A 20483-nucleotide genomic window follows, 5' to 3' on the forward strand; every position below is an offset into this window, starting at 1 on the left:
ATGGATCCCCTGCTGAACCGGGATCCACCGGGCCGACGAGGGTGCGTTCAGCCTAGGAGCGAGAGCCGGTCTTGCTTGTGGCGACCGTGGCTTCGGACGACGGGGTGGATGACGCAGTGCGGTCTGATCCGTCGGCATCGTCGTCGGCGGAGGCACTGCGCAGCCCCAGGTTCTCCGCGTCGGTGTCGTAGTAGTCTACCGCAGCCTTCGGATCGGCCCAGGAACGGCCGGGGACGTACGGCGACGGCTCGGCACCCGTGTGGCGACGAGACTGGATGACGATGATCGCGAGTCCGACGACGATCGCGAGGATCGCGGCCCAGACGTTGGCGCGGATGCCGAAGAGGTACTCGCTCGGGTCGATCCGGATGGTCTCCCAGACCGTGCGACCGGCGCCGTACCAGATGAGGTAGACACCGAACAGGCGGCCCCACTGCGGGTTGAAGCGGTGTCCGATCCAGAGGATGACGGCCACCCCCAGCAGGTTCCAGATGATCTCGTACAGGAACGTGGGGTGGAACAGCGTGCCGGCGGGCAGACCGATCGGGAACGCGGGGTTGCTGGCCTCGATCTCGAGACCCCAGGGCAGGTCCGTGGGGAGCCCGTAGAGCTCGTGGTTGAAGTAGTTGCCGAGGCGCCCGAACGCCTGGGCGAGCAGCAGGCCGGGCGCGAGCGCGTCGGCGAAGGTCCAGAACCGGATCCCGGTCATACGGCAACCGATGTAGGCGCCGACCGCTCCGCCGATGAGCGAACCGAAGATCGCGATGCCGCCCTCCCAGATGTAGAGCGTCCGCAGGAGGTCGGCACCCGGGTAGAAGTAGTCACCGGGGTGGGTGAGGACGTGGAAGACCCGAGCACCGATGATCCCCAAGGGGATCGCCCACAGGATGATGTCGAGCACGATCCCCGGCTCGGCACCGCGCTTCGTCAGCCGGCGCGAGGTCAGGATGGTGGCGGCGACGATCCCGGCGATGATGCAGAGCGCGTACATGTGCACCGTGAACGGGCCCACGCTGAACGTCGCGATGTCCGGGTTCGGGCTCGGGATGCTGAGGGGTGCAATCACTGCAGTGGTCGCCTTTCGTTACGAACTCTGATCGAGTGTACGGCTTTCAGCATCGCGGGCGTGGTGAGGATACCCTCAGCGGGCGGTGCCGGCCGCGAGTGAACGGGCGACCTCGGTGATCGCCGGGACACCGCCGTCGGCGAGTGCCTTGACGAACACGGATCCGACGATGGCTCCGTCGGCGTACTCGAGGACCGACCGGACCTGCTCCGCGGTCGAGATGCCGATGCCGACGCACGCGTGCTGTGCCCCCGCCGTGCGGAGACGACCGACGAGGGTCTTCGCGGCCGCGTCGAGGTCCTGCCGGGCACCGGTGATGCCCATCGTGGAGACGGTGTACACGAAGCCGCGGGAGCGCTCGGTCACGAGCGACAGGCGCTCGTCGCTCGACGTCGGCGCTGCGAGGAAGACCCGGTCGAGACCGTGGCGTTCACTGGCGTCCAGCCAGTCCGCGGCGGCGTCGGGGGTGATGTCGGGCGTGATGAGCCCGGCTCCGCCGGCCGCTGCGAGGTCGGAGGCGAAGCGCTCGACGCCGTACTGCAACACCGGGTTCCAGTACGTCATGACGAGGACCGGGACGTCCACGGCGGCGCGGATGGCGCTGATCGCCGTGAAGACGTCGCGCAACCGGAACCCCTCCGCGAGGGCGGTCATGGTCGCGGCCTGGATGACCGCTCCGTCCATGACAGGGTCGGAGTAGGGCACGCCGAGTTCGAGGACGTCGACGCCGTTCTGCGCGAGCGCGATGGCGGCGTCGATGCTCGTCTGGAGGTCGGGGAACCCGACGGGCAGGTACCCGATGAGGGCGCCGCGTCGGTCGACGGCGGCCGCGTCGATCGCCGCGGCGACCGGTGAGGCCGTCGTGGCGTCGCTGGCCGGGGCGGTCACGCGTTCCGCCCGGCTTCGTCGAGGAGCCCGAAGTAGGTGGCCGCCGTCTCGACGTCCTTGTCTCCGCGCCCGGAGAGGTTGATGAGGATGGTCGCGTCGGGCCCCAGCTCCTTGCCGAGGACGATGGCCCCGGCCAGCGCGTGGGCGGACTCGATCGCGGGGATGATCCCCTCGGTGCGGCTCAGGAGCCGGAAGGCCTCCATCGCCTCGGCGTCCGTCGCGGGGACGTACGTCGCCCGCCCGGTGTCGGCGAGCCAGGCGTGCTCCGGTCCGACGCCCGGGTAGTCGAGCCCGGCGGAGATGGAGTGGGATTCGACGGTCTGGCCGTCGTCGTCCTGGAGGACGAAGGTGCGGGCACCGTGCAGGACGCCCGGACGACCGCGGCCGATGGACGCGGCGTGCCGTGGGGTGTCGACGCCGTCGCCGGCGGCCTCGACCCCGTAGAGCGCGACGTCCGCGTCGTCGAGGAAGGCGTGGAAGATGCCGATCGCGTTGGAGCCGCCGCCGACACAGGCGACGACCGCGTCGGGGAGTGAACCGTTCAGCTCGAGGAGCTGTGCGCGGGCCTCTTCGCCGATGATCTTCTGGAAGTCGCGGACCATCACGGGGAACGGGTGAGGACCCGCTGCCGTGCCGAAGATGTAGTTCGTCGTCTCGACCGACGCGACCCAGTCGCGGTACGCCTCGTTGATGGCGTCCTTGAGGGTCCGGGAGCCCGTCGTGACGGGGATCACGGTCGCGCCGAGGAGCCGCATACGGGCGACGTTGAGCGCCTGGCGCTCGGTGTCGACCTCGCCCATGTAGATCGTGCAGTCGAGGCCGAACAGCGCGGCCGCGGTGGCCGTGGCCACCCCGTGCTGACCGGCACCCGTCTCGGCGATGACGCGGGTCTTGCCGATGCGCTTCGTGAGGAGTGCCTGACCCAGGACGTTGTTGATCTTGTGGGAGCCGGTGTGGTTGAGGTCCTCGCGCTTGAGGAAGATGCGCGCACCGCCCGCGGATGCGGCGAAGCGGGGCACCTCGGTGATGATCGACGGGCGGCCGGCGTAGTCGCGGAGCAGCGTCGTCAGTTCGGCCTGGAAGCTCTCGTCGGCCTTGGCGGCCTCGTAGGCCGTCGCGAGTTCGTCGACCGCGGCGATGAGCGCCTCCGGCATGTAGCGTCCGCCGAAGTCGCCGAAGAACGGACCGACTTCGTCTCGGAGGTGCGTCGGTTCCGCGTGGGCGGGTGTGGCTGGTGACATGGTCATTCGGTGGCTCCCAGGAACTGTTCGAGGGTGGCGACGGGGTCGCCGGTGACGAGCGCCTCGCCGACCAGGACGACGTCGGCGCCGTCACGTCGGTAGGCGGCGACGTCGGCGGCGCGGAGCACAGCGGACTCGGCCACCTTGACGGCGTCGGCGGGGAAACGGTCGGTCAACGATCCGAAGAGGTGTTGGTCGAGTTCGAAGGTGCTGAGGTTCCGCGCGTTGACACCGATGAGCCGCGCGCCGATGTCGCTCGCTCTGGCCAGCTCGTCGGCGGAATGGGTCTCGACCAGTGGCGTCATGCCGAGCTGCACGACGAGTTCATGCAGCGACGACAGGGTGGCCTGGTCGAGTCCGGCGACGATCAGGAGGACCAGGTCGGCGCCGGATGCCCGGGCTTCGAACACCTGGTACGGCAAGGAGATGAAGTCCTTGCGCAGGACCGGGATGCGGATCGCGGCACGGACGGCCTCGAGGTCCTGCAGCGAACCGCCGAACTTCCGGCCCTCGGTCAGCACGCTGACCGCGCTGGCACCACCCTGCTCGTAGAGCGAGGCGAGGAGCGCCGGGTCGGGGATGTCGGCCAACGCGCCGCGGGACGGACTGGACCGCTTGACCTCGGCGATGATCTTGACCTGGTCGGCCGGGGCGAGCGCAGCGAGAGCGTCGATGGCCGGTGGGGCGTCGACCGCAGCGGCTTCGACGACTGCAGCCGGACGGCCCGCGAGGCGCCCGAGAGCATCCTCCTTCGCGCCGGCCATCAGGTCGGCGAGCATGTTCAGTGCTCTTTCGCCACGGTCTTGGATCCGCCGACGCCGTATCCCGCCTTGGCGAGGACACCGCCCGTGATCCACCCGAGGAGGAGGACGCCGGCGGAGGCCCAGACGAGGACGGGCATGTCGAGCCAGAAGAAGACCGTACCGGCGGCGAACGCGACCAACATGATGATCACGGCCGTCCAGGCGGCGGGCGAGTGTCCGTGGCCGGGGTCCGAGGGGTCGGTGCTCATGGTTCTCCTTCTCTGCGAGTGCGGGTTCCAGTGTACCGGCAAGCGGTGCGCGGTTCCGTGCGTGGGCCACGAGTTCCCAGGTGGCCCGGGGTGCCGTCGTGGGTCGGCGGAGCGGTCAGCGCGTCGGGTCGTCGCCGCGGCTGAGGTCGTCCCAGGCGCCCACCGGGTCGGCGCTCGGGGCCGTCTCGACCTGCGTGAACCGGACGGTCTGGTACTTCTTCGACGGACCGGGCCACCGGCGGTGGGTGAGCACGGTCGCGAGCCCGGCGAGTCCGAGCACGACGCCGAGCACCAGGGTGATCGCCGGCCAGGCGGTGAGCGTGGTCGCCGCGACGAGGTCGATGGTCGACTGGCTTCCGGCGACGCCCGTGGCCTCGGTGACGGCCGCCGCGCCCGCGGTCGCCGGCGAGGCGAGCACCGCGATCGACGAGATCATGACGCAGGCGCCGATCATGGCCTCCAACAGGCCGAGGATGATGCGGAACACCGGCCCGGCGATCGCCAGCGCCGCGACGAGGGCGAGACCGGCGAGGGCGAGTGCGGACAGGGCGGGAGCGGCGACGGAGCCGACCACGTCGAGCGCGCCGGAGTGTGGGCCGACGCCCACGAGGCTGATCGAGAGCCAGGTCTGGGTCCACGCCGCGAGGATGAGCGCGTCGGCGAGGACGGCGGTGACGAGGAGCAGGGTCTTCAGGCGGCGCTGACGACTGCGCAGAGCTCGTGACTCGAGCTCGTCAGCCTCGGACCGTTCGTCGGGCCTCGGCGGACCCACCGGCCCGGACTGGGGTGCTGCAGTGCTCTCGGTCATGCTCCAACTCGATTCATGGTGTCGGCGATGGCGCTGCGACGACGTCGAGGCTCCGGCCGTCGAAACAGCTGCGCGTGCCCGTGTGGCAGGCGGCGCCGTGCTGATCGACCTCCACCAACAGGGTATCCCCGTCGCAGTCGTAGGCGAGCGCCCGGACGAACTGCACGTGGCCGGAGGTGTCCCCCTTGCGCCAGTACTCCTGTCGTGAGCGGGACCAGTAGGTGACCCGACCCTCGGTCATCGTCCGGCGGACGGCCTCGGCGTCCATCCACCCGAGCATGAGCACCTCACGGGAGTCCCATTGCTGCACGATCGCGGGCAGCAGGCCCTGCGCGTCGAAGGTGAGCTGCCCGATGGCGGTCTCCGGATCGGCGCCGACCGGGATGGTGATGTCCGCGCTCATGCCCGCACCGTCCAGCCCGCGTCGGCGAGTTCCTGTTTGACCTGGCCGATCGTCAACTCACCGTTGTGGAAGACGCTCGCCGCGAGGACGGCGTCGGCACCCGCGGCGATCGCGGGTGGGAAGTCGGCGAGGCGGCCTGCTCCCCCGGACGCGATGACCGGAACCCGGCTGATCTCGCGCATGGCGCTGATGAGCTCGGTGTCGAACCCGGCTTTAGTGCCGTCGGCGTCGATCGAGTTCACCAGCAGCTCGCCCGCACCGCGTTCGATCGCCTCGGACGCCCAGGCGAGCGCGTCGAGCTCGGTCTCACGTCGGCCGCCGTGTGTCGTGACGATCCATCCGGATGCGCTGCCGGCGTGTCGCTTCACGTCCAGGGAGAGGACGAGGACCTGAGCGCCGAAGCGGTCGGCGATCTCCCCCAGCAACCCCGGCCGGGCGATCGCGGCGCTGTTCACGCCGACCTTGTCCGCCCCGCTGGCCAGCAGCCGCGAGACGTCCTGGGTCGAGCGGACCCCGCCGCCGACCGTGAGCGGGATGAAGACCTGCTCGGCGGTGCGGCTGACGAGGTCGTAGGTGGTGTCGCGTTCGGCGACGGTGGCCGTGACGTCGAGGAAGGTCAGTTCATCGGCGCCCTGCTCGGCGTAGCGCTTCGCGAGTTCGACGGGGTCGCCGGCGTCGCGGAGGTCGAGGAAGTTGACGCCCTTGACGACGCGCCCGTCGGCGACGTCGAGACAGGGGATGACTCGGGTGGCGAGTGACACGGAGGCCTCCGCAGGACGACTGGGACGGTTGGCGATGGAAGGGCGACTCAGAGTCGGGCGGCGTGGATGGCCGTGACGAGGATGGCGCGTGCGCCGAGCTCGTAGAGGCGGTCCATGACGTCGTTCGCGTCGCCGCGAGGGATCATGACCCGGACCGCGACCCACTCGGGGTCGCGGAGCGGCGAGATCGTCGGCGACTCGATGCCACCGGCGACGGCGGTCGCCTGCTCGAGCAGCCGGACCGGGAGGTCGTAGTCGACGAGCACGTACTGCCGCGCGACGAGGACGCCCTGCAGTCGGCGGATGAGCGTCGCGGTGGTGGGCTTCGTCTCCGGTGACGCGATGAGCACGGCGGTGGAGTCGAGGATCACCGGGCCGAAGATGCCCAGTCCGGCCTTCCGGAGGGTCGTGCCGGTGGACACGACGTCGGCCACCGCGTCCGCGACGCCGAGCTGGACCGCCGACTCGACCGCACCGTCGAGGTGGACGAGCGTCGCATCCACACCGGCGTCGCGGAGGAAGTTGCCGACGAGGCCGGGGTAGCTGGTGGCGACGGTCTTCCCCGCGAGATCGGAGAGCTCGGAGAACTGGTCGGCCGGACCGGCGAAGCGGAACGTCGAGCCGCCGAAGCCCAGCTCGGCGAGTTCGGTCGCGGCGGAGTGCGAATCCAGGAGCAGATCGCGCCCCGTGATGCCGATGTCGAGCGCGCCGGAACCGACGTAGGTCGCGATGTCGCGTGGACGGAGGTAGAAGAATTCGACGTCGTTCCGTGCGTCGACGACGTGGAGTTCCTTGGTGTCGCGACGGGTCGCGTAGCCGGCCTCCTGCAACATCTCGACGGCGGTCTCGGACAGCGAGCCCTTGTTGGGCACGGCGACTCTCAGCATGGGGTGACTTTCGTGTTGTGCGACGGTGTCTCGACAGGGTGATCAGGAGGCGCGGCGGATGCGCCGCGACGTGCTCCTACAGATGTCGGTAGACGTCGGCGGGGGTGAGCCCCTTCGCCACCATCATCACCTGCACGTGGTAGAGCAGCTGGGAGATCTCCTCGGCCGTCTCGGTGTCGCTCTGGTACTCGGCCGCCATCCAGACCTCGGCGGCCTCCTCGACGATCTTCTTCCCGATGCCGTGCACGCCCGTGTCCAGTTCGCGGACGGTGCCGGAACCCTCCGGCCGGGTCTCGGCCTTCAGGCGCAGCTCGTCGAACAGCTCGTCGAAGGTTTTCACGTGCTCCAGGGTACCGGTTCCAGGCGGCGGTGCGCACCGCGGACGTGCTCGACCGGCCCGCCGCGTCAGTGGGTGTGCGTCGACGCCTCGGCTGCGGCGCGGAGGAGCGCGATGTTCGACGCCGGATCGGAACCGCTGTAGACGGCCGAACCCGCGACGAAGGTGTCGGCGCCGGCGGCGGCCGCGATCCCGATCGTGTCCGCGGAGATCCCGCCGTCGACCTGGAGCCAGACGTCGAGACCGGCGCGGGCGACTTCGGCGGACAGCGCCTGCAACTTGGGCATGGTCTCCGGCATGAACGACTGTCCGCCGAATCCCGGTTCGACCGTCATGACGAGTACCTGGTCGAACTCCGGCAGGAGCTCCAGGTACGGCTCGATGGGCGTGCCGGGCTTCACCGCGATCCCGGCGCGTGCCCCGATGGAACGCAGACGCCTGGCGAGGGCGACGGGGTCGCCGGTGGCCTCCGCGTGGAACGTCACCGAGTACGCGCCGAGCTCGGCGTAGCCCGGAGCCCATCGGTCGACGTCCGAGATCATGAGGTGGACATCGAGCGGGACCGGTGACACGTCCTGGATGCGACCGACCATCTGCGGACCGAACGTGAGGTTCGGGACGAAATGGTTGTCCATGACGTCGACGTGGACGAGGTCGGCGCTCGCGATCCGTTCCAGGCCGGCCTGGAGGTTCACGAAATCGGCGGACAGGATGCTCGGATTGATGCGCGCGGACATGTGTTCGAGCCTATCGACCGACAGCGGGTTCGGCCGACTCCGCGGGCTTGCGGAGCAGCGCGATGTACATGGCGTCGGTCCCCTGGCGGTGCGGCCAGAGCTGGACGGCACCACCGGGCGCCGCGGCGTCGAGCGGTTCGGTCGTGACCTGGTCGAGCACACCGGAGGTGTCGAGTCGCTCCATCCCGGGATGGGCTCGCAGGGCGCTCTCCACGATCAGTGCCGTCTCGCCGACGTGGGGTGAACACGTCACGTACGCCACGATCCCGCCGGGAGCGAGCGAGGTGATGGCGGCATCGAGCAGTGAGCCCTGCAGTCGGGTCAGCTCGGCGACGTCCTTCGGGGTCTTCCGCCACCGCGCCTCCGGTCGTCGTCGCAGCGCGCCGAGCCCCGTGCACGGAGCGTCGAGGAGGATGCGGTCGTAGGCCCCGGGATGCGCTGCCGCGAGCGTCGTGCCGTCGGCGGTCGAGACCGACACGTCGAGCGGGACGCCCGCGAGGGCGCGTTCCACGAGACGGGCCCTGGCGGGGACCAGTTCGTTCGCGTCGAGGTGTGCTCCCCTGGCGAGGGCTTCGGCGGCCAGCAGCGCCGCCTTGCCACCCGGCCCCGCGCAGAGGTCGAGCCATCGCTCGCCTGGCCGGACCGGAGCCGCCCGCGTCAGCGCGAGCGCGGCGAGCTGCGAGCCCTCGTCCTGGACGCGGAGACGCCCGCCGCCGGTCCCGACGAGCTGGACCGGGTCGCCACCGGGGCTGCGGAAGCCGTACGGGGAGAAGCGGTTCGGTTCGGCGTCCACGGGCCGGTCGGCGAGCCCCGGGAGCGCGATGAGGTTCACCTGTGGGGCGAGGTTGTCCGCGGCCAGCGCATCCTCGAGTTCGTCGCCGCGGTCCTGCAGGTCGAGCGCCTGCCTGATGGCCCGGACGACCCACGACGGGTGGGCGGTGCTCACGGCCAGGCGATCGGTGTCGTTCGTGACCTCACCCAGAAGGATCCGCTCCCACTCGGTGGGTTCGGTCCGCGAGATGGTGCGGAGGACACCGTTGGTGAAGCCGGCCGCGGACCGTGAGCCGGCGGACCGCGCGAGCTCGACCGACTCGTTCACGGCGGCGTGGCCCGCGACGCGCATGGAGAGCAGCTGATGGGCGCCGAGCCGCAGGACGTCGAGGATCGCGTCGTCGATCTCGGTCACGGGACGCTTGGCCGCGTGCGCGATGACGCGGTCGTAGTACCCGCGTCGGCGGAGGGTGCCGTACGTCAGCTCGGTCGCGAGGCCGGCGTCCGCCGGGCTCAACTTCGCCTCGGCCAGGCGGTGCGGCAGGAGGAGGTTCGCGTAGGCGTCCGAGGTGCTGACGGCATGGATGACGTCGAAGGCCACCCGGCGTGCCGGCTGCACGGTCGCCGAGTCACGCGGACGGGTGGGACGCTGGCGTCCGCGTCGGGGTTCCTCGGCGCGGGGCCGTCGGTCGCGACGTCGCTGGCCCTCGGGCTGCTGGCCGCTCACGCGGTGACCAGCCGATCGGTTCCAGCGGACGCACCACGCCACCAGTCGGCGGCGGGCATCGCCGTGCGCCCGGCGGGCTGCACTTCCAGGAGTCGCAACGGTGTGTCCGCCGTGCCGACCAGGACGAGGCCGTCGACGGACACGATCGTCCCGGGCGCCGGCGGGTCCGTCGGCATGGTCGTCGCGGGGACGGCGCGGTGCACCTTCAGCCGTGCCTCGTCGAGGAGGGTGAACGCGCCCGGCTCGGGGGTGACCCCGCGGATCTGCGACCACACCTCGGCGACGGGGCGGTCCCAGACGATCCGGCCGTCCTGGCCGTCGAGCTTGGGCGCGAGCGACACCTCGCCCTGCTGTGGGGCAGCCTCGGCGGTGCCTGCGGCGATGGCGGCGACGACCTCCACGGTGAGCGGAGCGCCGAGGTCGGCGAGGCGGTCGAGGAGCTCCCCCGACGTCTCGCGCTCGGCGATCGGCGTCTCCACCGTCGCGAAGACGTCTCCGGCGTCGAGAGCCGGCACGAGCTGGAAGACCGACGCACCGGTGACCGCGTCTCCGGCCATCACGGAGCGCTGGACGGGAGCCGCGCCGCGCCAGGCCGGCAGCAGCGAGAAGTGCAGGTTGATCCAGCCGTGCGCCGGCGCGGACAGGAGGGGTTCGCGGACGAGCCCGCCGTACGCGACGATCACGCCGAGTTCCGCGCGGAGCGCGACGATCCGCGCGGTCGCGTCGTCGTCGAGACGTGCGGCACGGATGACCTGGAGCCCCAGTCGTTCGGCGGCCACGGCCACCGGCGACGGGGTCAGGACCCGTTTGCGGCCGAGCGGGGCGTCGGGTCGGGTCACGACGGCAGCGATCTCGTGCCCGGCCGAGACGAGCGCGTCGAGCGTCGGGACGGCGACGGCGGGGGTGCCGGCGAAGACCAGCCTCATGCGGTTCGGACTTCGTGGACGGGGTGGATCATGACAGCATCTCCGGATCGTCGAATCGTACTCTGAGTGTAGGCGGGGCTTTCGGTGCCCGCCTGCCGGGGGTCGGCCGTCGACGCTTCGCCGCCTGCGCGACGACGGTCGCCCGCAACTGCTCGGCGACCGCTCTGGCATGGCCGTAGTCGACCCGCAGGATCGCGACGCTGTCCCCCGCTTCGTCGACGGTCGGGCCGAGCACGCGGCTCCGGTACTCGGCGGGCAGCGCGGCGAGAGCGGCATCGACGGCGTCGCGGGTGCCGGTCAGGGTCGCGCTGCGGACCGCGGGAGGGAACCCGAGCTCTCGACGCTCGGCGAGCTCCTCGCTCGCGAACCGCGGCTGCTGCCACAGGGCGAAGGCGTTCGCCACGGGAGCCTCGACGCCGATGAGCAGCACCGGCGCGCGTGGAGCGGCCAGGGCTGCGGCGTTCGACCACCACCGCAGGCAGTCCTCGGCGACGCGGAGCGACTCCCGCGCCAGCATGCGGTCGGCATCGACCAGGAGGACGGCGGCATAGCCGCCCGCGGCGACGGGCTCCGCGCCGCGGGTCGCGATCACCAGCGCCGGCTCCGGGCCGACCTCGAACTTGGGGGCGTCGCCGTCCGACACCACGACCCGGTATCTGGGGAACGCCCGGCCCAGTTCTTCCGCGGTCCGACCGGTGCCGGCCGCCGTGACGCGGAACGCGGTGTCGTGGCAGGTCTCGCACGACCACCCTGCCGCGAGGTGACCGCACCACCGGCAGGAGGGCTGCGAACGGGCTGTGGCGAGTTGGAGTGGACCGTGGCACACCGAGCAGTGGGCCCTCGTCCCGCACCGTCGACAGGCGAGGTGCGGCGCGTACCCCGGCCGCGCGACCTGGACCAGCACGGGTCCGTGATGCAGCGCCTCGTCGACCGCGCGCCAGGCGCTCGACGGGATCCTCGCCTGGCTCGTCATGGCGTCGTCGCCGCTCGCGCGGGACACGACGACCCTGGGTCGTATCGGCGGGGTCGGTGCGACCTCGCGCAGCCAGCCGAGCTCGACGAGTCGCTGCGTCTCGGTGCTGCGTGAGTGCGCGGCGAAGACGAGGGCTGAGCCGCTCATCTCCTGCCGGGTCAACGCGACGTCGCGAGCGTGCACATAGGGGGCGAGCTGCTCCTGATGGAGGGGGTCGCCGTCGTCCCAGAGGGCGATGAGACCGAGGTCGTGCGCCGGCGCGTAGACGGCCGACCGGTTGCCGACGACGATCCGAGGCACCGGATGCAGCCCGTCCAGGTAGGCGCGGTAGCGAGCCGCCGGAGTCTGCTTGGCGTCGGCCCTCGCGACCGCGGCACCGACACCGAGGTCGTCGAGTGCCGCAAGGAGGTGTTCGACGTCCCGGTAGTCGGGGACGCACAGGATCGCACTCCGCCCCTCGGCGAGCTGGTTCACGGCGAGAGCCGCCAGCGTGAACGACCAGTCCGGGAGCCACACGCCTGCGGTCGTCGCGGTCAGGGTGGGGATCGCGCTGATCGCGTACCGCTCCCCCGGCGTGAGACGGTCGAGGGTGCCCGCGGCGAACCCCGGGACGGTGCGCCGCTCGACCGTCGGAGGCTCCGGCGGGGTCGCGGCGGCCCAGGTCTTCTCCACCCGGACCTGCCGCGGCGGGATGGCGAGGCGGAGGACGTCCATCGCGCTGCCGGCGCTGCGATCCGCGACACGGCGTGCGAGCGTCCAGAGGGCCGGGGTCAGGACCGGTACCGACGACACGACGGAACTCAGCGGGCTGAGCGTCCCGCCGAACTCGCTCGAGTCGGCGAGGTCGACGATGAACCCGTTCGCCGACCGCCCGGCTGAGCGCAGCGGGACCGAGACGCGTGCGCCGAGCACCGCGTCGTCGGCCAGTTCGTCGGGAATGGCGTAGTCGAACAGGTGGTCGAGCTGTGGCAACGGGGAGTCGAGTACCACCCTGGCGACCCTCGCGCCGACCACGGCTACAGCCCGGCTGCTGACCGCAACGCCTCCACCCGGTCGAGACGCTCCCACGTGAAGTCGGGGAGCTCGCGGCCGAAGTGCCCGTACGCCGCCGTGGCGGCGTAGATGGGGCGGATGAGGTCGAGGTCGGCGATGATCGCCGCGGGACGGAGGTCGAAGACGTCGCGGATCGCGCGCGTGATGTCCGCCTCCGGCACATGGGCCGTTCCGAAGGTCTCGACGTAGAGCCCGACCGGTGCGGCCTTGCCGATGGCGTAGGCGACCTGCACCTCGAGACGTTCGGCGAACCCTGCGGCGACAGCGTTCTTCGCCACCCAGCGCATGGCGTATGCGGCGGAGCGGTCCACCTTCGACGGGTCCTTCCCGCTGAAGGCCCCACCGCCGTGTCGAGCCGCGCCACCGTAGGTGTCGATGATGATCTTGCGTCCGGTGAGCCCGGCGTCGCCCATCGGTCCGCCGACGACGAAGATCCCGGTCGGGTTGATCAGGTGCGTCACGTTGGAGCTGTCGAGTTCGACCGTCGCGAGGACCGGTTCGATGACGTGACGCTGGACGTCGCGACGCAGCTGCTCCGTGGAGACACCCGGATTGTGTTGCGTGGAGACCACGACCGTCTCGACGGTCTTCGGGAGGAAGCCGTCGTACCCGATGGTGACCTGGGTCTTGCCGTCCGGGCGCAGGTAGTCGAGCTGGCCGGACTTGCGGACCTCGGCGAGTCGCTCTGCGAGACGGTGCGCGATCCAGCTGGGAAGCGGCATGTACTGCGGCGTCTCGGTGGTCGCGAACCCGAACATGATGCCTTGGTCGCCGGCGCCCTGGAGGTCGTAGGCGTCGACACTGGACTGCTCTCGGGACTCGAAGGCGTGGTCGACGCCGGCGGCGATGTCGGCGGACTGCGAGCCGATCGACACGCTCACACCGCAGGAGTCGCCGTCGAATCCGATGTCGGACGAGGTGTAGCCGATGGACCGGATCCGCTCGCGGACGATCGTCGGGATGTCGACGTAGCCGCTCGTGGAGACCTCACCGGCGACATGGACGAGCCCGGTGGTGACGAGCGTCTCGACGGCGACTCGACTGCGCGGATCCACCTCGAGGAGCGCGTCGAGGATGCTGTCCGAGATCTGGTCGCAGATCTTGTCGGGGTGCCCCTCGGTCACGGATTCGGAGGTGAACAGGCGCAGCTCGGTCATGCGGTCTCCCGTCGGAAGCGGTGGTGCGATGGTGGAGGGATCGGCCGTCGCGGTGTTCCGGGGCCCGACCGTTCATCACTCTAGTCGAGGCCTCGGACACGTCGTCCGTCCGTGACGCAAGGCGTCGCGGTGGTGGGAACGGGCCCGACACGACGAATCCGCCGGTCGTCTGGCGCCCGGCGGATTCGTCGTGGTGAAGCGGTTATTCGGCGATCGGCTTGATCTGGAGCTTGTCCTCGTTGATCTCGTGCATCGCGATCGAGAGCGGCTTGTCCTCGACGGACGAGTCGACCAGCGGCCCGACGTTGTCGAACAGGCTGCCCTCGTGGAGGTCGGCGTAGTAGTCGTTGATCTGGCGCGCGCGCTTGGACGCGAAGATCACGAGTGCGTACTTGGACTCGACCTTGGTGAGCAGGGAGTCGATGGGCGGATCGATGATGCCCTTGAGCTTGTCAGCCATGCAGGTTCACACTCCTCGTGTGGTTGTGTTCGGGGAAGATCGGATCGATGCGGGGTGCGCGTCGGACGTCAATCCCCGTGAATCTTCATCAAGTCTACGACCTCTTGGGCCGCGCGGGCCACGTCGTCGTTGATGACACGGTGGTCGAACTCGTCCGCGGCGGCCAGTTCGACCTTCGCGGTGCGCAGTCGGCGCTCCCGTTCCTCCTCGTCCTCGGTCCCTCGTCCGACCAGTCGACGGACCAGTTCGTCCCAGCTCGGGGGCAGCAGGAACACCAGGGTCGCCTCCGGCATCGCCTCCCTGACCTGCCTGGCGCCCTGGATGTCGATCTCCAGCAACGCGCTGTCGCCTGCCGCGAGCGCACGCTCGATCGGTTCACGCGGGGTGCCGTAGCGGTACGCGTTGTGGACCGTGGCGTACTCGAGCAATCGGTCGCCCTCGATGAGTCCGTCGAACTCGTCGTCGGTCACGAAGTAGTAGTTCACCTCGTGCTGCTCCCCCGGCCGGGGCTTGCGCGTCGTGGCCGAGACGGAGAGGTGCACCTCCGGGTAGTGGTCGCGGATGTACGCGGCCACCGTCCCCTTGCCGACGGCCGTCGGGCCGGCGAGCACGACGAGTCGGCTGCGCGCGGTCCCCGGGTAGCGTTCGGCGATGAAGGAGCGGAGGCGATCCCGCTGCAGTCGACCGAGACCGCCGAGGCGCTTGACCGAGGAGATGCCGAGCGATTCGAGGATCCGCCCGAGTTTGGTCACGCCGACACTCGGGATGCTGAGGAGGTACTCGGTGATGCGGAGGCCGCCCTCGATGCCGTCCGGATCAGCGGTCGCGGCGTCGAGCACCTCCAACGGGGTGCGGGCGCCGGAGGCGATGGACGCCTTGACGGTCGCGCGGGCGCGGCGTTTGCGAACGGCCTCACGCGAGGCCGCGGCCCGATCGACCTCCGGCATGTTCCTACCGGGCTGGTCCTGCTCCTGGTCAACCACGGGCGCTCCTCACGGCTGCGGCGGAGCGTTCGACGGCGTCCGCGATCCCCGAGGGTCCGGCGGCGAGGATGCTCCGGGACTCGGAGACGATGACCCCCGGTGCGAGGTCGCCGTAGATGGATCCGAGGTCGGCGACCGCGGCTCCCTGGTGGCCGAAGCCGGGTGCCAGGATCGGGAGCGTGGTCGTCGGCGGTACCGCCGTCAGGCCGAACTCCTCGAGACGGAGCGTGGCACCGATGACCGCACCGATCGAACCGGTCGACCCGGGGTGGTGCCGTGCGTTCCAGTGGTCGATCTCGTCGAGCATCGACGCCGCGACGGTGAAGCCGGCACGGTCCTCGGCGAGCTGGACGTCGCGACCCTCCGGGTTCGAGGTCGCGGTCAGCACGAACACACCCTTTCCGTGCTGCTCGGCGAGGTCGAGCGCCGGCTGCAGCGAGCCGAAGCCGAGGTAGGGGTTCACGGTGAGGGCGTCGACCTCCAGCGGCGAATCGGGGGTCAGCCACGCCTCGGCATAGCCCTCCATGCTCGTCCCGATCTCGCCGCGCTTCGCGTCGCCGATCACGAGGAGCCCGGCGTCGCGCGCCGCGGCGAGGACCCCTTCGAGGGCGATGTACCCAGCCGATCCGAACCGTTCGTAGAACGCCACCTGTGGCTTGACGATCCCGGCGCGACCGGCGGTGGCCTCGACGACGGCGAGCCCGAAGGCCCCCGCGCCGGCGGCGGTGTCGGGGAGTCCCCACGCCTCGAGCAGGAAGCGGTGCGGATCGATGCCGACGCAGAGTCGGCCCGACCGGACGAAGACCTCGTCCAGCCGGGTTCCGAACGAAGCCGTCACGAGCGCGCAGCCCGATCGAGCGCGTACTCCTGGAGGGAGCGGACCTCGAAGCCACCGCCGAGCGCCTCGAAGGAGCCGACCGCGGCGGTGAGCTGCGCGATCGTCGTGAAGAGCGGCTTGTCGGCCGCGACGGCGGCCGCGCGGATCTCGTAGCCGTCTGCGCGAGCCGACCGGCCACTCGGGGTGTTGATGACCATGTCGACCTCGTCGCGGTTGATCAGGTCGACGATCGAGTCGTCCTCGCCCGCGGCCGTGGTCTCGCTGTACTTGCGTACCGTCCGGGCACTGATGCCGTTCCGGTTCAGCACCTCGGCCGTGCCGTCGGTCGCGAGGATGTCGAACCCGAGCTGCTGCAGGCGCAGCACCGGCAGGATGATCGAACGCTTGTCGCGATCGGAGACCGAGACGAACACCGTTCCACTCGACGGCAGGCCGCCGTAGGCCGCCTCCTGGCTCTTCGCGAACGCGCGCGGGAAGTCCTTGTCGATGCCCATCACCTCGCCGGTGGAGCGCATCTCCGGGCCGAGCACGCTGTCGACGATCTGGCCGTCCTTCGTGCGGAAACGCTTGAAGGGCAGCACGGCCTCCTTGACCGACACCGGGGAGTCGATCGGCACGCGGGAACCGTCGACCGGCGGCAGGAGCCCCGAGTCCTTGAGCTCGGCGACGGTCGCGCCGGTCATGATGAGCGACGCGGCCTTCGCCAGCGGGATGCCGAGCGCCTTCGACACGAACGGCACGGTGCGGGACGCACGCGGGTTCGCCTCGATGACGTAGAGGATGCCGGCACCGATCGCGAACTGGACGTTCAGGAGACCACGCACGCCGATCCCCTGGGCGATCGCGAGTGTGGCGTTCCGCACACGGTCGATCTCGGCGCGACCGAGCGAGACGGGCGGCAGGGTGCAGCTCGAGTCGCCCGAGTGGATGCCGGCCTCCTCGATGTGCTCCATGACGCCGCCGATGTAGAGCTCCTCGCCGTCGAACAGGGCGTCGACGTCGATCTCGATCGCGTCGTCGAGGAAGTGGTCGACGAGCAGCGGCTGGGCCGGGCCGACGATGCCCTGGTCCTCGATGCGCACGAAGTAGTCCGTGAGCGAGGCGCTGTCGTAGATGATCTCCATGCCACGTCCGCCGAGCACGAAGCTCGGGCGGACGAGGACCGGGTAGCCGATCTCCTCGGCGACGCGCAGCGCACCCTCGATCTCCACCGCGGTGCCGTTCTTCGGTGCGACGAGGCCGGCGGCGTCCAGGATCTCCTGGAACTGGCCGCGCTCCTCGGCGAGGTCGATCGCGGTCGGCGTGGTGCCGAGGATCGGGACGCCCGCGGCCTCAAGACCCTTCGCAAGCCCGAGCGCCGTCTGGCCGCCGAGCTGGACCACGACGCCGACGAGCTCGCCGGACTCGCTCTCGGCGTGGATCACTTCGAGGACGTCCTCGAGCGTGAGCGGCTCGAAGTAGAGGCGGTCGCTCGTGTCGTAGTCCGTCGAGACCGTCTCCGGGTTGCAGTTGATCATGATGGTCTCGAAGCCGGCGTCCTGCAGCGCGAAGGACGCGTGCACGCAGGAGTAGTCGAACTCGATGCCCTGGCCGATCCGGTTCGGGCCCGACCCGAGGATGACCACCTTGCGGCGGTCGCTCGCGACCACCTCGGTCTCCGTGTCGTAGCTCGAGTAGTGGTACGGGGTGAGCGCCGGGAACTCGCCGGCGCAGGTGTCGACCGTCTTGTAGACCGGACGGACGCCCAGGATGTGGCGCACCTCGCGCACCTCCTGCTCACCGAACCCGCGCAGCTGCCCGATCTGCGCGTCCGAGAAGCCGTGGTTCTTCGCGGTCCGGAGCACCTCGGTGTCGAGGCGTTCCGCTGCGGCGATCCAGTCGGCGACGTCGTTGATGAGGACGATCTGGTCGATGAACCACGGGTCGATCTTGGTGGCGTCGAAGACCTGCTCGGCGGTGGCGCCCTTGCGGAGCGCCTGCTGCACGACGACGATACGGCCGTCGGTCGGGGTCTTCATGACCTCGAGCAGCTCCTCTACGCTGCGGGACTCGTCGCCCCAGTGGAAGCTGGAGCCGCGCTTCTCGAGCGACCGCAGCGCCTTCTGCAGGGCGGTGGCGTAGTTGCGTCCGATGGCCATCGCCTCACCCACCGACTTCATGGTGGTCGTGAGTGTCGGGTCGGCGGCAGGGAACTTCTCGAACGCGAAGCGCGGCACCTTCACGACGACGTAGTCGAGCGTGGGCTCGAAGCTCGCGGGCGTGACCTTGGTGATGTCGTTCGGGATCTCGTCGAGGCGGTAGCCGATGGCCAGCTTCGCCGCGATCTTCGCGATCGGGAAGCCGGTGGCCTTCGAGGCGAGGGCGCTCGAGCGCGAGACGCGCGGGTTCATCTCGATGACGATGATGCGGCCGTCGGCCGGGTCGACCGCGAACTGGATGTTGCAGCCGCCGGTGTCGACGCCGACCGCGCGGATGATGTCGATACCGATGTCGCGGAGCTTCTGGTACTCGCGGTCCGTCAGCGTCAGGGCGGGAGCCACCGTGATGGAGTCCCCGGTGTGGACACCGACCGGGTCGACGTTCTCGATCGAGCAGACGACGACGGTGTTGTCGGCCGTGTCGCGCATGAGCTCGAGCTCGTACTCCTTCCAGCCGAGGATCGACTCCTCGAGGAGCACCTCGGTGGTCGGGCTCTGGTGGAGACCGTCGCCGACGATCCGGCGGAGTTCCGCCTCGGTGTACGCGAAGCCCGAGCCGAGACCGCCCATGGTGAACGAGGGGCGGACGACCAGCGGGTAGCCGAGGTCCTCGGCGTAGCCGACGGCCTCCTCGACCGTGTGGGCGATGTAGGAGCGGGCCACGTCCGCGCCCGCGTCGAGCACGAGCTGCTTGAAGATCTGGCGGTCCTCGCCCTTGTTGATCGCCTCGAAGTTCGCGCCGATGAGCTCGACGTCGTACTTCTCGAGGATGCCGTGCTCGTGCAGCTGGATCGCGGCGTTCAACGCCGTCTGGCCGCCGAGGGTCGGGAGGATCGCGTCGGGCTTCTCCTTCGCGATGATCGTCTCGATGACCTGCCAGGTGATCGGCTCGACGTAGGTCGCGTCGGCGAAGTCGGGGTCGGTCATGATGGTCGCCGGGTTCGAGTTGACGAGGATGACGCGGACGCCCTCCTCGCGCAACACGCGGCACGCCTGGGTGCCCGAGTAGTCGAACTCGGCGGCCTGCCCGATGACGATCGGCCCGGAGCCGATGACGAGGACGCTGTTGATGTCGTCGCGCTTGGGCACTAGTTGTTCTCCTTGGTGCTGGAAGTGGTGGCGTGGCCGGTCACGAGGTCGCGGAACCGGTCGAACAGGTAGACCGCGTCGTGCGGACCCGAGGCGGACTCGGGGTGGTACTGGACCGAGAACGCGGGGATGTCGATGCAGTTGATGCCCTCGACGACCTCGTCGTTCAGGCTGTAGTGGCTGACCTCGGCGAGGCCGAACCCGGCGGGCGTCTCGTGACGGCCCTCGATCGGCAGGTCGACCGCGAAGCCGTGGTTCTGCGAGGTGATCTCCACCCGACCGGTCGCCTTGTCGAGGACCGGCTGGTTGATCCCGCGGTGACCGAACGGCAGCTTGTAGGTCTCGAAGCCGAGCGCGCGGCCCAGCAGCTGGTTGCCGAAGCAGATGCCGAAGTACGGTACGCCCGCGCGGAGCACGTCCTGCAGGAGGGCGACGTGCGCGTCGCTCGCAGCCGGGTCGCCGGGGCCGTTGGAGAAGAACAGGGCGGACGGCTCGAGCGCGAGGACTTCGGCCGAGGTCACCGACTGCGGCAGCACCACGACGTCGAAGCCGCGAGCGGCGAGGTGGTTCAGCGTCGACGTCTTGACGCCGAGGTCGAGGACCGCGACGGAACCGACGCGCTCGCCGACCGCCGGCACGGTGTACTGCTCGGTCGTGGAGACCTGGCTCGACAGGTTGAGGCCGGCCATCTGCGTGCCCGCCCGGACGAGGCTGAGCTGCTCGGCGCCGGACAACTCGAAGTCCTCGCCGGAGAACACGCCGCCGCGCATGGAACCGGCGGAACGGATGTGCCGGGTCACCGCGCGGGTGTCGATGCCACTGATGCCCACGACGCCGTCCTGGACGAGTTCGTCGTCGAGCGAGCGGTCCGCTCGGAAGTTGGAGACGACGCGCGACGCGTCGCGCACGACGTATCCGGCGACCCAGACGCGGGCGGACTCCATGTCCTCGCGGTTGACGCCGGTGTTGCCGATGTGCGGCGCGGTCATCAGGACGATCTGTCCGGCGTAGGACGGGTCGGTCAGTGTCTCCTGGTAGCCGGTCATGCCGGTGGCGAAGACGACCTCGCCGAGTGTGCGGCCGGTCGCGCCGTAGGCGTGCCCGACGTAGCGGTTGCCGTCCTCGAGGACGAGTACCGCTGGACTGGGTGGGGTGAAGGAGGTCATGG

20 protein-coding genes are annotated in these 20483 nt (G+C 70.2%); all 20 read right to left on the bottom strand.

Features of this window, described 5'->3' with window-relative positions; genetic code table 11:
- Positions 1 to 52 precede the first annotated feature (52 nt).
- Positions 53 to 1066, bottom strand: a complete 1014-nt coding sequence (lgt, locus tag QRN19_RS12575; protein ID WP_502928204.1) for a prolipoprotein diacylglyceryl transferase — start codon at positions 1064 to 1066, stop codon at positions 53 to 55.
- Positions 1067 to 1141: 75 nt separating this feature from the next.
- Positions 1142 to 1954 (bottom strand): tryptophan synthase subunit alpha, encoded by an 813-nt coding sequence (gene trpA / locus QRN19_RS12580; RefSeq protein WP_285027292.1) that lies wholly within the window; start codon positions 1952 to 1954, stop codon positions 1142 to 1144.
- Positions 1951 to 3201, bottom strand: coding sequence for a tryptophan synthase subunit beta (gene trpB, locus QRN19_RS12585; RefSeq protein WP_502928206.1), 1251 nt, complete (start codon positions 3199 to 3201; stop codon positions 1951 to 1953). Before trpB ends, trpA begins: the two co-directional genes overlap by 4 nt.
- Entirely contained in the window at positions 3198 to 3974 is a 777-nt protein-coding gene (gene trpC / locus QRN19_RS12590) for an indole-3-glycerol phosphate synthase TrpC (RefSeq protein ID WP_285027293.1), read from the bottom strand. The genes trpB and trpC overlap by 4 nt, the downstream gene beginning before the upstream one ends.
- 2 nt (positions 3975 to 3976) lie before the next feature.
- Complete coding sequence (locus tag QRN19_RS12595) at positions 3977 to 4207, bottom strand: DUF6704 family protein (RefSeq protein ID WP_079705940.1); 231 nt, start codon at positions 4205 to 4207, stop codon at positions 3977 to 3979.
- A gap of 115 nt (positions 4208 to 4322) precedes the next feature.
- Positions 4323 to 5015, bottom strand: coding sequence for a Trp biosynthesis-associated membrane protein (locus QRN19_RS12600; protein WP_285027294.1), 693 nt, complete (start codon positions 5013 to 5015; stop codon positions 4323 to 4325).
- Positions 5016 to 5028: 13 nt separating this feature from the next.
- Positions 5029 to 5418, bottom strand: coding sequence for a phosphoribosyl-AMP cyclohydrolase (gene hisI / locus QRN19_RS12605; RefSeq protein WP_079705938.1), 390 nt, complete (start codon positions 5416 to 5418; stop codon positions 5029 to 5031).
- The gene (gene hisF, locus QRN19_RS12610) at positions 5415 to 6179 is read right to left on the bottom strand and encodes an imidazole glycerol phosphate synthase subunit HisF (protein WP_285027295.1); all 765 of its coding nucleotides are present in this window, start codon (positions 6177 to 6179) and stop codon (positions 5415 to 5417) included. The genes hisI and hisF overlap by 4 nt, the downstream gene beginning before the upstream one ends.
- 47 nt (positions 6180 to 6226) lie before the next feature.
- The gene (gene hisG, locus QRN19_RS12615; protein WP_285027296.1) at positions 6227 to 7066 is read right to left on the bottom strand and encodes an ATP phosphoribosyltransferase; all 840 of its coding nucleotides are present in this window, start codon (positions 7064 to 7066) and stop codon (positions 6227 to 6229) included.
- Between the two features lie 76 nt (positions 7067 to 7142).
- On the bottom strand, positions 7143 to 7406 hold the full coding sequence (locus tag QRN19_RS12620) for a phosphoribosyl-ATP diphosphatase (protein WP_064293847.1): 264 nt from the start codon (positions 7404 to 7406) through the stop codon (positions 7143 to 7145).
- A 65-nt stretch (positions 7407 to 7471) separates the two neighbouring features.
- The gene (gene rpe, locus QRN19_RS12625) at positions 7472 to 8140 is read right to left on the bottom strand and encodes a ribulose-phosphate 3-epimerase (RefSeq protein ID WP_285027297.1); all 669 of its coding nucleotides are present in this window, start codon (positions 8138 to 8140) and stop codon (positions 7472 to 7474) included.
- A gap of 10 nt (positions 8141 to 8150) precedes the next feature.
- Positions 8151 to 9638 (bottom strand): RsmB/NOP family class I SAM-dependent RNA methyltransferase, encoded by a 1488-nt coding sequence (locus QRN19_RS12630; protein ID WP_502928211.1) that lies wholly within the window; start codon positions 9636 to 9638, stop codon positions 8151 to 8153.
- Positions 9635 to 10564, bottom strand: a complete 930-nt coding sequence (gene fmt / locus QRN19_RS12635) for a methionyl-tRNA formyltransferase (RefSeq protein ID WP_285027298.1) — start codon at positions 10562 to 10564, stop codon at positions 9635 to 9637. Before fmt ends, QRN19_RS12630 begins: the two co-directional genes overlap by 4 nt.
- A 28-nt stretch (positions 10565 to 10592) precedes the next feature.
- Positions 10593 to 12527, bottom strand: coding sequence for a primosomal protein N' family DNA-binding protein (locus QRN19_RS12640; protein WP_285027299.1), 1935 nt, complete (start codon positions 12525 to 12527; stop codon positions 10593 to 10595).
- A gap of 26 nt (positions 12528 to 12553) precedes the next feature.
- Positions 12554 to 13747, bottom strand: a complete 1194-nt coding sequence (metK, locus tag QRN19_RS12645) for a methionine adenosyltransferase (protein ID WP_064293843.1) — start codon at positions 13745 to 13747, stop codon at positions 12554 to 12556.
- Between the two features lie 202 nt (positions 13748 to 13949).
- Complete coding sequence (gene rpoZ, locus QRN19_RS12650) at positions 13950 to 14207, bottom strand: DNA-directed RNA polymerase subunit omega (protein ID WP_056005756.1); 258 nt, start codon at positions 14205 to 14207, stop codon at positions 13950 to 13952.
- 68 nt (positions 14208 to 14275) lie between these two features.
- Complete coding sequence (gene gmk / locus QRN19_RS12655) at positions 14276 to 15154, bottom strand: guanylate kinase (protein ID WP_285027341.1); 879 nt, start codon at positions 15152 to 15154, stop codon at positions 14276 to 14278.
- A 28-nt stretch (positions 15155 to 15182) separates the two neighbouring features.
- Positions 15183 to 16028 carry an orotidine-5'-phosphate decarboxylase gene (gene pyrF, locus QRN19_RS12660; RefSeq protein ID WP_285027300.1) on the bottom strand — a complete coding sequence of 282 codons (846 nt, stop codon included), beginning with the start codon at positions 16026 to 16028 and terminating at the stop codon, positions 15183 to 15185.
- Positions 16025 to 19315 carry a carbamoyl-phosphate synthase large subunit gene (gene carB / locus QRN19_RS12665; RefSeq protein ID WP_285027301.1) on the bottom strand — a complete coding sequence of 1097 codons (3291 nt, stop codon included), beginning with the start codon at positions 19313 to 19315 and terminating at the stop codon, positions 16025 to 16027. The genes pyrF and carB overlap by 4 nt, the downstream gene beginning before the upstream one ends.
- Positions 19315 to 20481, bottom strand: a complete 1167-nt coding sequence (gene carA / locus QRN19_RS12670; protein ID WP_229938882.1) for a glutamine-hydrolyzing carbamoyl-phosphate synthase small subunit — start codon at positions 20479 to 20481, stop codon at positions 19315 to 19317. Before carA ends, carB begins: the two co-directional genes overlap by 1 nt.
- Between the last annotated feature and the right edge of the window lie 2 nt (positions 20482 to 20483).

It is taken from the genome of Plantibacter sp. ME-Dv--P-122b (assembly GCF_030209375.1).
Taxonomy (GTDB): Bacteria; Actinomycetota; Actinomycetes; order Actinomycetales; family Microbacteriaceae; genus Plantibacter.